At 53.2% G+C, this 15,300-nt stretch carries 11 protein-coding genes; 10 read left to right on the top strand and 1 reads right to left on the bottom strand.

Annotation, left to right across the window (positions count from 1 at the left end; genetic code table 11):
• The first annotated feature begins 174 nt into the window (after positions 1 to 174).
• From AMUC_RS09940 to AMUC_RS09895, 10 genes are all read left to right on the top strand, one after another.
• Positions 175 to 1,797 (top strand): formate--tetrahydrofolate ligase, encoded by a 1,623-nt coding sequence (locus tag AMUC_RS09940; RefSeq protein ID WP_042449223.1) that lies wholly within the window; start codon positions 175 to 177, stop codon positions 1,795 to 1,797.
• A gap of 27 nt (positions 1,798 to 1,824) precedes the next feature.
• Positions 1,825 to 2,760: a 2-dehydropantoate 2-reductase gene (locus tag AMUC_RS09935; RefSeq protein WP_012420887.1), complete on the top strand. Its 936-nt coding sequence runs from the start codon at positions 1,825 to 1,827 to the stop codon at positions 2,758 to 2,760.
• A gap of 9 nt (positions 2,761 to 2,769) precedes the next feature.
• Positions 2,770 to 4,752, top strand: a complete 1,983-nt coding sequence (locus tag AMUC_RS09930; protein ID WP_012420886.1) for a DUF2075 domain-containing protein — start codon at positions 2,770 to 2,772, stop codon at positions 4,750 to 4,752.
• 22 nt (positions 4,753 to 4,774) lie between these two features.
• Positions 4,775 to 5,650, top strand: a complete 876-nt coding sequence (locus tag AMUC_RS09925; RefSeq protein WP_012420885.1) for a tetratricopeptide repeat protein — start codon at positions 4,775 to 4,777, stop codon at positions 5,648 to 5,650.
• Positions 5,651 to 5,774: 124 nt separating this feature from the next.
• Positions 5,775 to 6,512: a metallophosphoesterase family protein gene (locus tag AMUC_RS09920; protein ID WP_031931318.1), complete on the top strand. Its 738-nt coding sequence runs from the start codon at positions 5,775 to 5,777 to the stop codon at positions 6,510 to 6,512.
• Positions 6,513 to 6,712: 200 nt separating this feature from the next.
• Positions 6,713 to 8,068, top strand: coding sequence for an ABC transporter permease (locus AMUC_RS09915; RefSeq protein WP_157738282.1), 1,356 nt, complete (start codon positions 6,713 to 6,715; stop codon positions 8,066 to 8,068).
• Between the two features lie 5 nt (positions 8,069 to 8,073).
• A complete protein-coding gene (locus tag AMUC_RS12160) occupies positions 8,074 to 9,681 on the top strand; it encodes an ABC transporter permease subunit (protein ID WP_012420882.1) in 1,608 nt (535 codons plus the stop codon).
• Between the two features lie 25 nt (positions 9,682 to 9,706).
• Positions 9,707 to 11,956, top strand: a complete 2,250-nt coding sequence (locus tag AMUC_RS09905) for an extracellular solute-binding protein (RefSeq protein ID WP_052294486.1) — start codon at positions 9,707 to 9,709, stop codon at positions 11,954 to 11,956.
• Positions 11,957 to 11,959: 3 nt separating this feature from the next.
• The gene (locus AMUC_RS09900) at positions 11,960 to 12,937 is read left to right on the top strand and encodes an ABC transporter ATP-binding protein (RefSeq protein WP_012420880.1); all 978 of its coding nucleotides are present in this window, start codon (positions 11,960 to 11,962) and stop codon (positions 12,935 to 12,937) included.
• 18 nt (positions 12,938 to 12,955) lie between these two features.
• Complete coding sequence (locus tag AMUC_RS09895) at positions 12,956 to 13,963, top strand: ABC transporter ATP-binding protein (protein WP_012420879.1); 1,008 nt, start codon at positions 12,956 to 12,958, stop codon at positions 13,961 to 13,963.
• A gap of 118 nt (positions 13,964 to 14,081) precedes the next feature.
• Here the strand turns inward: AMUC_RS09895 and alr are convergent, their stop codons facing one another.
• Positions 14,082 to 15,185 (bottom strand): alanine racemase, encoded by a 1,104-nt coding sequence (gene alr / locus AMUC_RS09890; protein WP_012420878.1) that lies wholly within the window; start codon positions 15,183 to 15,185, stop codon positions 14,082 to 14,084.
• Positions 15,186 to 15,300 lie beyond the last annotated feature (115 nt).

The following is a 15,300-nucleotide window of genomic DNA, read 5'->3' as shown; positions in this document are numbered from 1 at the left end:
TTAGCGTAACCTGCCATACCGGGTATTTCCGGAGGTTCTCCCGGAGTTGCATGGATATCCGGGGAATGTCGCGGGACAGGAAGAAGGCGGCCCTTTCCCTCTCATTGATTCATCCGGTCCGGAATGCCCATGAACCTTCTTGCCAAAAGAGGGGGCTTCCGTCATCATGTGCGCATGGTTACACCTGCATTCTCCGACTGTATCAACAAGCTGGGCGTCGATGAAAAAGACGTCATTCCCTTCGGCCGCAACAAGGCCAAAATTTCCCTGGACGTATTGGACAAGCCGGCAACCCCCGGCAAACTCATCCTGGTATCCGCCATCACTCCCACCCCATCCGGAGAAGGCAAAACCACCGTTTCCATCGGCTTGGCGCAGGGATTGCAGGCCATCGGCAAAAAAGTCTGCCTGGCGCTCCGGCAACCTTCCATGGGACCGGTGTTCGGCCGCAAGGGCGGAGCTACCGGAGGCGGCAAAAGCTCCCTGACGCCGGCAGAGGAAATCAACATGCATTTCACAGGGGACTTCCACGCCATTACATCCGCCCACAACCTCATCAGCGCCATCATTGATAACGCCATGTTCTTCCACACGCTGAACATTGACGAACGCAAAGTCATATGGAAGCGGGTCATGGACATGAACGACCGTTCCCTGCGTTCCATCATCGTGGGGCTCAACAAGCAGGGGTTCCCCCGAGAAACAGGCTTCGATATCACCCCGGCTTCGGAAATCATGGCGTGCCTGTGCCTTGCCACTTCCTACAAGGACATGGAAGAACGCATCAACCGCATCGTGATCGGATTCACGACGGATGACAAGCCCGTATTCGCAAGGGAACTGGGCATTACCGGTTCCGTCATGTCCCTGCTGAAAGATGCCCTGATGCCCAATCTGGTTCAATCCGTGGAAGGAGTGCCCTGTTTCCTGCACGGCGGCCCGTTTGCCAACATTGCCCACGGCTGCAACTCCGTGCTGGCCACCAGGATGGCCCTGCATTTTGGGGACTATGCCGTCACGGAAGCCGGATTCGCGTTTGACCTGGGTGCAGAGAAATTCCTGGATATCAAATGCCGCCAGTCCGGACTGGATCCGGCGGCCATTGTCATCGTAGCTACGGCACGCGCGCTGAAAATGCACGGGGGAACTGCCCTTGCGGATCTGAAAAACACGGATGTGGATGCGCTGAAAAAAGGCCTTGCCAACCTGGATGCGCATCTGGACGCTGCCGCCCACTACAAACGCCCCGTTGTGGTCGCCGTCAACAAATTCTTTGACGACTCCCGGGAAGAACTGGACGCTATCGTGAAACACTGCGCGGAACGCGGTATTCCCTGCGCCATTGCGGATATCTTCTCCCAGGGAGGAGAAGGAGGCAAAGACCTGGCCCAAATGGTTGTGGAAGCTGCGGACAGGAGTTCCGCCCCTTTCAAGCCCCTCTATGAATCCGCCCTGCCGGTGGAAGAAAAACTCAACATCATTGCCCGCAACATTTACGGGGCGGACGGTGTGGAATTGACAGCCGCCGCCAAAAAGAAGCTGGCCCAGTTTGAAGCCAGCCGCCTGACGGACCTTCCCATCTGCATGGCAAAAACCCAGAACTCCCTTTCCGACAACGGACGCCTCCGAGGACGCCCCACCGGCTTCACCATCACCGTGCGCGACTTTGAAATCGCCAACGGGGCCGGCTTCCTGGTGGCCCTCTGCGGGGAAATCATGCGCATGCCCGCCCTTCCCGTCTCACCGAACGCCATGCACATCTACCTGGATGACAAGGGCAACGTCCAGGGGCTCTGAAAAATATCACCAACCGCGCCGCACGCCATGAAAATCGCCATTCTGGGAGCCGGAGCCCTGGGTTGCTATTACGGAGCCAGACTTCAGGAATCGGGGCAGGACGTATCCTTCATCGTACGTTCGGAATACGGCTATCTGAAAGAACACGGCCTTCAGGTGAAAAGCCTGCATGGGAATATCTCCCTGCCCCGCATCAACGTTTACCGGGACACGGAGGAAGTCGGCCCGGTAGACCTCGTTGTCGTTGCATGGAAAAGCACGGCAAACGCCGGATTTTCCAGAGCTCTTCCTCCGTTGATGGGGCCGGACACAACTGTGGTTACACTCCAGAACGGCATGGGAAATGCGGAGGAAATTGCCCGCATCATCCCGGCGGAGCGTATCTATGTGGGCCTGTGCTTCATCTGCGCTATGCGGGAAAAACCGGGCCATGTCAACCATCTGGAAGGGGGCAACATCCAGTTCGCCCCCTTCATCCCCACGCCGGAAGGGACTGAAAAAGCCAGGGAACTCTCCGAGCTGTTTGCCAATGCCGGCATCAAAACGCGCGCCTTTGACGCCGCAGAGCAAATCCAGTGGTACAAACTCGTCTGGAACATCCCGTTTAACGGGCTTTGCCTGGCTCTGGGCGGCATCAGCATTGCGGAACTCTACCAAAATCCGGAAAACGTCGTACGCGCGCGCCGCATCATGGAAGAAGTAGTACAGGCAGCCAGGGCCCGCGGCTACGCCCTGCCGGAAGATTTGGTTGAATTCCACCTTTCCCGTACGGAAACCATGGGGGCTTTCATCCCGTCCAGCGCCGTGGACTACAACGAAGGCCGCCCCGTCGAATACACAGCTATCTGGGGAGACCCTCTCTCCAAGGCCCGGCAAGCCGGAGCCTTCGTGCCGGAATGGGAACTTCTGGACAAAGCCATCCGCAAGCGCCTGAACATGAATAGTCCTTCTGATTCTATTTAATAAACTAAAATGATACAAAGGTCTTATTATTTCAATGACCTACAGTCTTTTTGTACCCAAACTCTAGAAGAAATTTTAGGGCAGATTGCTCTTCATACCCCATTTTCTTTAGATCAAAATTCACGTAATTCTTTTGTTCACGAAATTAGATTACTCCAAAGTGTTCTTAAAAGTATTCCCTCTGGATCCATAGCCCTTGAATACACTATTCCTCGCATCGGAGAGCGAATAGATGTCGTAATCGCTTGTGCTGGTATTCTCTATATTCTTGAATTTAAAGTAGGAGAATCATCTTATCCAAGACATGCTATTGATCAAGTGGTAGATTATGCACTAGCATTAAAATATTTCCATCAAGAAAGTTATCAAAAGAAAATTGTTCCTCTGGTAGTCTGCACTCATGCTCCTTCTAAAGAGTTTCAACTTATAATGAACCCAGATGGGGTTTATCTTCCTATCCTTTGCAATGATAATACCTTAGGTCCTAATTTAACAAAACTTACTAACAATCTGTGTGATGACGAATTCCATTTTAAACAATGGTTAATTTCGCCATACATGCCTACTCCCACGATCATTGAAGCAGCTCAAGCACTCTACCGTGGACATGGAGTCAAAGAAATTTCACGGAGTAGTGCCGGAGCCTACAATCTTAGTCTCACAACAAAGGTACTAAATCGTATTATTGAACAAAGTAAACAGTATCATCAAAAATCTATTTGTTTTGTTACTGGCGTACCTGGTGCCGGAAAAACGCTAGTAGGCCTCAATATTGCAAATGAGCGACATCAATATGATAAACAAGAACATGCAGTTTTTCTTTCCGGTAATGGTCCCTTGGTTGCTGTCCTGCGAGAAGCTCTAGTACGAGATGAAATTAAACGCTGTAAAGGCAAAATAACAAAAATAACATCTAAAAGAAAAGTTGCTGCCTTTATTCAAAATATCCATCATTTTCGTGATACTTATCTACCTCCTTCCGAACAAGTTCCTGCGGAAAAAGTAACTATTTTTGACGAAGCACAACGTGCTTGGACAAAAGAGCAAACGGCTAAATTTATGTTAAAACGCCATGTTCCCTCCTGGAACATGTCTGAACCAGAATTCCTCATTAGTGTAATGGATCGCCATCAAGATTGGGCTGTAATCATTTGTCTAATTGGAGGTGGTCAAGAAATACATACTGGAGAAGCTGGCCTTTTAGCTTGGTTTGATGCACTAAGAAACCATTTCCCTCATTGGAATGTTTATGTGTCCCCCCAAATCTCTGATGTAGAATATACGCAAGGAAAAACACTTGAATCTCTCTTTATGGGATTACATCTTTATCAGGAAAAAAAACTTCATCTTTCTGTCTCACTTCGTTCTTTTCGGAATGAAAAAGTTTCAGCATTTGTAAAATCTCTATTGGATGAAAACTTACCAATAGCTCAACAACTCTATTCAGAACTCTCACTTAATTATCCTATTGTCATTACACGTAGCCTAGAAAAAGCTAAACAATGGGTACAAAATCAATCCCGAGGTACAGAACGTTATGGACTCATTTCTAGTTCAGGAGCCAAACGTCTACGCCAATTTGGTATTTGGGTACAGAACGATATTCAGGCAGAAAATTGGTTTTTAAACGATAAAGAGGATGTACGCTCTTCCTATTTTCTAGAAGAAACAGCAACTGAATTTGATATTCAGGGTCTTGAAATTGATTGGGCAATCGTTGCATGGGATGCAGACTTTCGTATAGAAAAAGGACATTTTAAAGCTTATAATTTTAAGGGGTCTAGTTGGAAAATAGTTCGTAAGAAAGATGCACAACTCTATCTCAAAAATACTTACCGTGTTTTATTAACACGAGCACGCCAAGGGTTCGTTATTTTTATTCCAAAAGGATGTGACGAGGATTTGACTCGTCACTCCTCCTTCTATGATGGTATTTATTATTACCTAAAAGAAATAGGTATCAAGGAGCTATGCCTTTCTGAAGAACAATAGCTTTCTCAACTTTTGTGAAACTATGCTGAAGACCATCGTCATTTTCATCATTGCCCTTCTGGGCTTCGGCATGATTCGCCTGCCTTTGCAGAATCATATTCTGGAACAGGAGAAGGCGGAGGGGCTGCTGGATAATCCGGTAGAGCTTTCCTCTTCCGATTATCTGGAACAACAACTTGCCATGGTCTCCCTGGGAGGGCTCCGCTCCCTGGTGGCGGCCGTGCTGAGCATGGAAGCTTTCGACTGTTTCCTGATTTCCGACTGGGCCAACCTGGAACGCCGCTACAACCAGGTTACCTCTCTCGCTCCTCACTCCGATTTTTACTGGGACAACGGATCGTGGCATTTGGGCAATAACGCTTCCTCCAGTTATCTGGACAATAAACGTCTTTCTCCCATGGAACGCCGGGAAGGCTTCCGCAAATACATTCAAAAGGGGCGCCGCTTCCTGGAAAAAGGCATCAACGCCAATCCTGACAGCTGGTACCTTCAATCCCTGCTGGGCAACATGTATAGCGATACCTACCGGCAACCGGACTTTGAAAAGGCGGCGGAAGCCTACCGCAAGGCACGGGATTTGGGAGCGCCTCCCCTTACGGCCCGCAAAGAATTTTATGCGCTCGTCCGTGTGCCTTCCAAATCCGGAGAAGCTCTGGAACTGGGCCGGGAGTTATTCAAGGATCCCCGCAACAGGACACCCAGCCTGGTGAGTAATATTTTTGTTCTGGAAAACAGGCTGAACATACCGGAAAAGGAACGCATCCCCTTCCGGGAGCTGTTTCCCACGGATGAGATCGCCCGTGACCTGATGACCAGCCATCTGGCCAATTCCCTGAAATATCCGGTAGACGGGCTGAGAGAAGCCCTGGAATCTTTGCCTCCGGCAAAAGACGAGTAAATCAAACAGACGGAAATAAGGGGTCATGGGAAGGCCGGCACCCTGTGCCCCAACCATGATTTCCTGTGAGCAAACGCGCTTGGCAAAACCTCCCCAAAGTGCTATGCTCTTTGCTTACAATACCATGAGTAGAATAGCCCTGATTAGTGACATCCATGCCAATCTGCCCGCTCTGGAAGCGGTGATGAAGGATATAGAACAGCTTCAATGCAATGCCGTTTACTGCCTGGGCGATGTTGTGGGCTATAACGCCAATCCGTCCGAATGCCTTGAATTCATCCGCAGCCGCCAGATTCCCACCGTGCGCGGCAACCATGATGAGGAAGCCATTGGAGAAGACAATCCGGCAGGGATGAACCCAGTAGCTTACAATGCCCTGATGTGGACGCGGCAGCAACTTTCCGAAGAACAGAAAAAATGGCTTCGCCGCGCTCCTTTCCAGCGCATTCTCCCCAATGAAATCGTTCTGGTGCACGCTACACAGGACAAGCCCAACTCCTGGGCTTACGTCACGAATGTGGATACGGCTACCCACAGCATCAATATGCTGCGTGACAATCAATTCCTGTGCTTTAACGGACACACTCACGTCCCCCGTACATTCATCCGCCATGAAGGAAGCATCCATGAATATGAATCCGGGGATATCCAACTACTCAAAACCAACAAATATCTGATTAATGTGGGCTCTGTAGGCCAGCCCAGAGACGGCGACCCCCGCGCCGCCTACGGCGTGCTTGACGAAGACAGCATGGTGTACTACCAGCGCCGCGTGGAATACGATGTAGCGGAGGCACAAAGACGCATTCTGGCCGCCGGTCTTCCGGACATGCTGGCGCGCCGGTTGGGAGAAGGAATGTAATTCCGCACCTCCCGAAAGGCCTGCCAAAAGAAAGGAAACCTGCCGTATTGCATTGTTTCCCTTTCATCTTAAGAAGAACCGGGCAGCACCTTATGTTAGCAAAGGCTTACAAATTTGCATTGCTACTTGCCTCACCTTCCACAAATCGGTAGAGTTCAGCGCGACGAATGAAGACCTATATCATCAGACGACTCCTTCTCATGCCCTTGACGCTCCTGGGGGTTACGTTTCTCGTCTTTTGCATAACCCGTTTTGTTCCGGGAGGTCCCATTGAGCAGATGATGCAGCAGCAAAGCATGAGCGCCCTGTCCGGACAGAAAGCCGGCTCCCAGCGCGGCGACAATAACCTGAGTGAAGCGGATATGGAGCGGCTGGAAGAGCAGTACAGCCTGCAGGAGCCCATCATCACGGCTTATCTGCAATGGCTGGGCGTGCTGCCCAAAAAGATTTTCATTTCCCGTGAGGAATTCGGGGAAATCGGCGGAGCGGGAGAGGGAGACAAGGAAGATGAATATTCCGGCATTTCCGATACGCATACACGGATCAATCTGAATGAAACAGGAGAACAAGTCGTCGTAGTTCGCCAGGACAAGGATTCCGGCAGCGTGAAAGATGCTTTCTTTTCCGGCACGCCGTCCCGGAAAGCCGCTTCAGAAGGCTGGACCGTGGATATAGAATCCCCCATGGACCGCGCGGAACGCTGGGCGCGCCGCATGAGGCAGACGGATAATACGGAGGCCGTCCGCGACAAGGCTCGGGGCTATGCCTGGCGTGCCGTAATGTACAAGACCAGCTTTGACGGGCTGCTCCAGGGAACTATGGGCAACTCATTTAAGTACAATGAACCCGTATGGGACATGATTAAGGAGCGCATTCCCGTTTCCCTGTACTTCGGCATCCTGAGCGCCATTATTACCTATTCCGTCTGCATTCCCCTTGGGGTAGTAAAGGCAATCCGCCATAAAAGCCTGGTGGACAACATCTCTTCCGTCCTGATTTTCCTGGGGTACTCCGTGCCTGGGTTCGCCCTGGGAGCCGTACTGGTGGTGTATCTGGGCGCGCGGCTGGAATGGTTCCCTCTCTGCGGGCTTACGTCTCCGGACTTTGCGGACATGGGGTTCTGGCAACAGGCCGGAGACCTGCTGCACCATACGGTGCTCCCCCTGATTTGTTATGTAGTAAGTTCCTTTGCCATCACCACCATGATGATGAAAAACAACCTGATGGACAATCTTTCCGCGGACTACATCAGGACAGCCATGGCCAAGGGCGTGAGTTTCAGAGGGGCCGTCATCAAGCATGCCTTCCGTAACTCCTTTATACCCATTGCCTCCACTCTGGGCAGCCTCATTAGCCTGATTGTGGCCGGCTCCATGCTGGTGGAAAAAGTTTTCGATATCCAGGGGTTCGGGATGCTGAGTTACCAGGCTCTGATGGACAAGGATTACGCCCTGATCATGGGAACGCTGCTGCTTACCTCCTTCCTGATGGTACTGGGCAACCTTCTCTCCGATATCATCGTGGCCGCTGTGGATCCGCGCATCAAATTTGAATAATACACATGGTTAGAAAACTGGCATACCTTTTGGTCATTCTGGCGGTTCTTACTGCCGTGGGAGAGCTGTGCGGGCTGCTCCTGCCCACGTTAAGCTGGCCCTTCACCGTCTCACGGGAAATGAGCATGCTCAACATCGTCTGTACGGACCAGAACAACGGCGGCCTTCTGACGCCTCAGGGGAAATTCCTGTGGTTCGGCTGGGTTTGCGTGCTGGTCATGGGAGGCCTCGGGTTCTGGCTCATGCTGAAAGGCCCCCGGAGGTTCCATCCAACGCCGATCACCAGGCGCCGCATCCAGCGTTTTAAAAGCATCTCCCGCGGTTACGTATCCCTCCTCATTTTGCTTGTATTGACGCTATTGGCCTGTATGGACCAGTGCCTGGTGGGCAAGCGGGCCCTCCTTGTCGTTCAGGACGGATCCTGGTACTTTCCGGCCATGATGCGCAAAGTATACAAGGGTTCTACATTTGGCCAGACCGGAGATTTTGCGGATGCGGAAGCCAACTACCGCGAACTGAAAAAACAGGCAGGCCAGCCGGGAAAACCCTCCCTTGTCATCATGCCTCTGGTTCCATACGATCCCACGGGAGATTCCACCAACCCCGGTTCGGAAGCTTTGATGGTGAATGAAGACGGTCTCGTCTGCGAGGCCGGCGGCAAGCCGTATTCCGGTTTGGCCTCCCGTTTGCATAAGGATGAAGAAGCCCTTCCCCACATCAGCTACAAATTCCGCAAGGGAAAGAAAGTGGACCGGGCCACCGGCTGGCTGGAAGACAGAACGGAGGTGTACAGCGCCACGTATGAAAACAACAACATTGTGGCGGAACATTACAGCGGCCCCGGCACCAAAGAGGAATTCCTGAAACAGACGGATGAACATAAAATCAGCCGTATCTTCTACCACCCCTCCCCGCCCCTCAAGGGGGGCCACCTGCTTGGCACCAATACCCAGGGGGCGGACATTCTGGCTTATCTGTACGGCGGCCTCCAAGTAAATATGAAAGCCGCACTCTTCTACCTGCCTATCGTATATTTCATCGGCATCACCTTTGGAATGATGATGGGATACTTCGGCGGCATGTTTGACCTCGGCATGCAGCGCCTCATTGAAATCTTCTCCCAGGTTCCCTTCCTTTTCATCATCATGATTATTTCAGATATGGTTCCCCTTCATATGAAGGGCATGTTCCTGATTATCAGCCTTCTAATCATGTTCGGGTGGATGTCCATGACCTACCAGCTCAGAACCTCCACCATGAAGGAAAAAGCGCGCGACTACGTGGCGGCCGCCCGCGTGCTTGGGGCTTCCACCAGCCGTATTCTCTTCGTTCATATCCTGCCCAACCTAGTCGCCATTCTGGTCACTCTGGTTCCGTTCAGCGTTTCCGCCCTCATTCTGGCTCTGGCTTCCCTGGACTATCTGGGCTTCGGCCTTCCTGACACATACGCCAGCTGGGGGCGCCTGCTCAATGACGGACTGGCGGATCTTTCCGCCAGCTGGGTGGTTACCTCCGCCTTTTCCGCCCTGGTGATTACCCTCCTGCTCGTCACCTTTATCGGGGAGGCTGTCCGCGAAGCCTTTGACCCTAAAAAATTCACCACTTATAAATAAAAAGACTCCCGCTTTGCCATTTCTTATGCTTAAGCTGTCCACCCTCCTCCGTTCCACCCTTTCTTCCGTGATGCTGTCCCTTCTGTTGACAGCCGGGTCCGGTTGCAAGGATTCCTCCCAATCCCAGGGGGTAGGCTGGCAGCCGAATGTACCCTTCGGCACACTCCCACCGGGATTTGATTCCTTCCCGGAACGATGGAACAAACAGATCAATGACCGCCTGGCTCGTGAGGAAGCTGCCAAGCAAAAGGAAATACGGGAGCTCCGGGACAAGTTTTTTAAAGAGGAAGATTCTAAAGTCAGGGAAAAACTGCAAAGCAAGCTCATTGCGGATGAAGCCGCCCTGTCCGTCATTCACCGCAGGCAGACGGAAGGCGACTACATCAAATTCAAAACCCCGGCGGACATCCCCCAAGACCTGAAGTGGGAGGATGGACTGGACAATCCGGAGATAGGGGATCCGAACGCCAAAAAAGGAGGCGTGCTGCGCCAGTGGGCCCCCGGCTCCTATCCCGACACATTCCGGCCCAACGGCCCGAACAGCAACAGCGGTTTCCGCGGTCCCCTGTATGATGAAATCATCATCGGCCTCGTTTCCATCCATCCGGTTACGGGAAAAATCATTCCAGGAATCGCTCATAAATGGGCGGAATCCCCAGACAGGCGCACTGTTTACTTCGAACTGGATCCGGATGCCCGCTATACGGACGGAGCCAAGGTAAAGGCCATCGACCTCCTGGTGAACATGTATATCCGCACTTCGGAATACAGCCGGGACGTATTCTACAACAACTTTTTTTACCAGAACGCTTCCAACATCACCATCTACGACGACAGCCGCTTTTCCATCACACTCCCCTTCGCCAAACCTCTGCTCCCGTACTATTGCACGCTGTTCATTCCGTCCCCGCCGCATTTTTATTGCGAGTTCGGCCCCAACTACGTGGAACGCTACCAGTGGCGCATACCGCCCACTACGGGCGCTTACGTTGTCAAGCCGGACGGTATCATCCGCGGCCGCCAGGTAACGCTCCAGCGCGTGCCGGACTGGTGGGCCAAGGACAAAAAATTCACGAAATACATGTATAATGTGGATCAAATCGTGTATAATTTCATTGCGGAACCATCCAAGGCCATCGAACTCTTCCGCATTGGAGAACTGGACGTTTTGAACATCACCAAACCGGAACTATGGCACGAACGCATGGAAATACCGGAGGTTCACAACGGCTACATCAACCGCAGCACATTTTACACCATTTACCCCCGCCCTCCTTACGGAGTTTTTCTGAATACCTCCAAAGCCCCCTTCAATGACCTCAATGTTCGCCGGGGGTTCCAGCACGCACTTAATATCCAGAATATCATTGACATTACCTTCCGCGGAGACTACCAGCGGCTCAATTCCTACAATTCAGGTTTCGGCAAATTCACCAATCCTTATATCAAGGCGCGCCCCTATTCCCCGGAACAGGCCCGAGCTTATTTCGCCAGGGCGGGCTACACCATCCCCTGCCCGGACGGTATCCTCCGCAAACCGGACGGCACCCGGCTCACCGCAGCCATCACCTTCCCCAATTCATCTCCTTCCCTGGCTTCCACTCTGGGCAAGCTGAAGGAAGACGCGCGCAAGTGCGGCCTGGAAATCCAGCTTGACCCTCTGGACTCCACCGTAGCTTTCCGCAAAATCATGGAAAAACGCGCTCAGGCCTCCTTCATGGCCTGGGGATTCACTCCCCCCCATCCGATGAACGAGCAGGGGTTCCACTCCCGGTACGCCTATGATGAGCGTGGAGGCCTTATTACCTATACCAATAACATCTGCGCTTACGCGGACAAAGAAATGGACAAGCTGCTGGACGCAGAAACAAACGCAGCCACGGAAGACGAACTCCAAAAGGCCACGTGGAAAGTGCAGCAGAAAATTGATGACGAAGCCCTGTGGGTTCCCTGCTGGACCACGGAATTCATCAGACTGGGTTACTGGCGCTGGGTCAAATGGCCGAACAGTGCAACTACGCAATTCTGCCATCCCGTCGTATTTGATCCCATGGAAAGTTATCTGTACTGGGTGGATAACGATATCAAAAAGGAAACAATGGAAGCCAAGCGGGAAGGAAAAACATTCGAGGAAGTGGATACCGTGTATGACCAGTATCGCTACATGGACTCCATTGAAAGCCTGGATAACAAGGATGGCGGCGGCAAGCTGCCGTCTGTGCCTGTCATCCCGGAAAGCGGCGACCCTCTGGAACCTTCTGCCACGGAAAAATAACACATGAGCGATCCCCTGTTGGAAATCAAGAACCTGGTCACCGGCTTCGAAACGGAATCCGGCCTGTTGAAAGCGGTGGACGGCGTCAGCTTCACCGTCCCCAAAGGTACCTGCGTAGGCATCGTAGGGGAATCAGGCTGCGGCAAAAGCGTTACGGCCATGTCCATCGTCCGGCTGCTGCCCCAGCCCATGGGGAAAATTTTGGACGGGCAAATTCTGTTCAAGGGCCGCGACCTGGTTCAGGCAAAAGAGACGGACATGCACGGCATCCGCGGCCGCCATATCGGCGTCATTTTCCAGGAACCAATGACGGCGCTCAATCCCGTACACAGCATCGGCAGGCAAATTGGGGAATCCCTGATGCTCCACCGGGGAATGAACACCAGGGAAGCCCGGGACGCAGCCATCCAGCTCCTGCAGCGCGTTCGTATCCCCGCCCCGGAACAGCGTGTGGACGAATTTCCTCATCAGCTCTCCGGCGGCATGCGCCAGCGCGTCGTCATAGCCATTGCCCTGGCCTGCCATCCGGAACTCATCATTGCGGATGAACCTACTACGGCCCTGGATGTCACCGTTCAGGCTCAAATCCTGTCCCTGCTCAAAGACCTTCAGGCGGAAATGGGGTCATCCTCCATCCTCATTACACATGACCTGGGCGTCATCGCACAGAGCTGTGACTCCGTAGTCGTCATGTACGCTGGCCGCGTGGTGGAAAAGGCCCCTGTCCGGGAACTTTTTGCCAACCCCCGCCATGCTTACACCAAGGGACTGCTGGCCTCCATCCCTCAGCTAAGTTCCGTGCGGAAAACCAAACTGCCCACCATTCCCGGTCAGGTGGCCTCTATTGCGGATTTTGTTCCCGGATGCCGCTTCTGCCAAAGGCAGGGTGTGCCCGCGGAAGAACTCACGGAACGCCCTCCCCTCGTGGAAATATCCCCGGACCACTTCGTGGAAGCCTGCCCCCGTTGCGCCAACCTTTAACTTCTTTTTCTACCAGCCATGCCGGAACCTCTCTTGCAAGTAGACAATTTGAAAATGTACTTCCCCGTCCGCTCCGGAATTTTCCTGCGGCAAGCGGGATGGGTCAAGGCTGTGGACGACGTTTCCTTCAATATTTACCCGGGGGAAACGCTGGGCCTGGTAGGGGAATCCGGCTGCGGAAAATCAACCATTGGCAAAAGCATTGTCCGCCTGCTGAAACCCACCGGGGGCTCCATCCGGTTCAACGGCAACAATATCGCCAGACTCTCCCAGCGCAAAATGAGGCCTCTGCGTCCGCACATCCAGATGGTCTTCCAGGACCCTGCGGAATCCCTCAACCAGAGGCAATCCATCGGTCAAATCGTAGCGGAACCCTTTGTCATCCACCGCATGGGCACCCCCGCCGCGCGCCGGGAATGGGTGCGCGGCCTGCTGGATCGCGTAGGGTTGCCGGACAGCGCTATTGACCGCTTCCCCTTTGAATTCTCAGGCGGGCAACGCCAGCGCATCGGCATCGCCCGCGCCCTGACGTTAAATCCCAGCCTCATTATTCTGGACGAACCCGTCTCCGCCCTTGACGTATCCGTCCAGTCCCAGGTGCTCAACCTGCTGCTGGAACTTCAGGAGGAACGCAAACTCTCTTACCTGTTTATTGCCCATGATCTGGCGGTCGTCAAACACATCTCCGACCGCGTGGCGGTCATGTATCTGGGTAAAATCGTGGAAATGTCAGATGCGGAAACCATCTATCAATCCCCCAAACATGCTTACACCAAGGCTCTTCTGGACGCTATTCCGGAACCAGACCCCTCCAGGGCCAACAAGCACCAGCCTCTGCCGGGAGACGTCCCCTCTCCCATCAACCCGCCGCTCGGCTCTGCTTTCGGCCATCGCATCCAGCACCCCTCCTATCCGGAGACGGTGGGAGCGGACCTTACCCCTGTGGAAATAGAACCGGGCCACTGGGTAGCCCCTGATCCCTGCGCTCTGGAGCCGGAAGACTGGAATAGAATCCGCCAGCGGTAAAAGGTACGGTAAAACGTTTATCCGTGTCCGCCGGGGAAAAACATATCTGCAAACAAATCCCCTGATTTTTTTCGGGCGGCGGGCAACAGCTTTTAATCACCATGCCCCCGGCATTATCCTACACGTAAATCCGGGGCACGCGGGCGCTGATGCTGGTCAGCACATTGCTGGGGATGGTATTGGCACGGCGCGTCAGTTCCTCCCAGCTTACATTAGGCCCCATGATTTCCACCAGGTCTCCGGTCTCCACATGGTCCATGTAAGTAACGTCCACCATGATCTGGTCCATCGTCACACGGCCCAAAACCGGACAGTACTGGCCATTGATATACACCCTCGCTCCCTGGTTAGACAGATATTGAAGATAGCCATCCGCATAACCGATGCCGATAGTGGCCACCTTCGTGCTCCCCTTCGTTATATAGCAGTGGTTGTAGGAAACGCCGTGATTTCCCGGCAGCGTGCGTATCAGAGTAATGCGGCTGTACAGGGTCATTGTAGGCCGCAGCTCCTTATTATAGGGAGACGGCATGGGGGAATACCCGTACAGGATTCTGCCCAGCCTCGCCATATTGGCGCAGGGAACCTTGTAATTAAACACAGCGGCGCTGCTGCACAGGTGCCGGAACTTGTACCGATGGCCTTGGGAAAGTTCATTTACGGCTTCCGTAAAGCCGCTGATCTGTCCGTGGGTGAAGGAAATATCATCGGAAGCTGCGGATAAATGGGAAAACACGCCCTCCAGATCCAGATAACTGAACTGTTTGAGCTTGTCCGTCAGGCCGTGCAATTCACTCGGTAAAAAACCGCTGCGCCCCATGCCGGTATCCACGCCCAAATGGACATGGACGGTTTTGCCGTAAAGGGCGCCCAGGGAATTGAAATGCTCCGCCTCTTCCATGCTGGAAAGAGCGGCGCGCCAGCCGTTCTGCACGATTTCCTCCCGCTCCCCCTCAAAACAGGGGCCGAGAATAAACGGGCATGTTTTTGCCCCGGCATCCCTCACCCGGCAGGCCTCCGCCACCGTGGCAACGCCGAAAAAAGCGCAATCTTCGCCATCCAGGGCCTTCACCACCCCTTCCAGACCGTGGCCATAAGCCTCCGCCTTCACAATAGCCATCAGACGGTGATCCGGCATGACGCGCCGGACGACGTTTAAATTGTGCCTCAACGCATTGGTATCAATCTGGGCCCATGCTCTGGGAGGGATTGTGCAACTCATGCCCGGAGTGTAGGAAGACGGTTGATGCTGTACAAGCCGGAATTAAGCCACCTTTCCACTTTTCCAAACCGTCCCTCGGAGAAACTGTACACCGGTCATTCCTCCGGGAACTTGT

The organism is Akkermansia muciniphila ATCC BAA-835 (genome assembly GCF_000020225.1).
Lineage (GTDB): Bacteria > Verrucomicrobiota > Verrucomicrobiia > Verrucomicrobiales > Akkermansiaceae > Akkermansia > Akkermansia muciniphila.
This window is presented reverse-complemented; position numbering and strand designations above follow the sequence as displayed.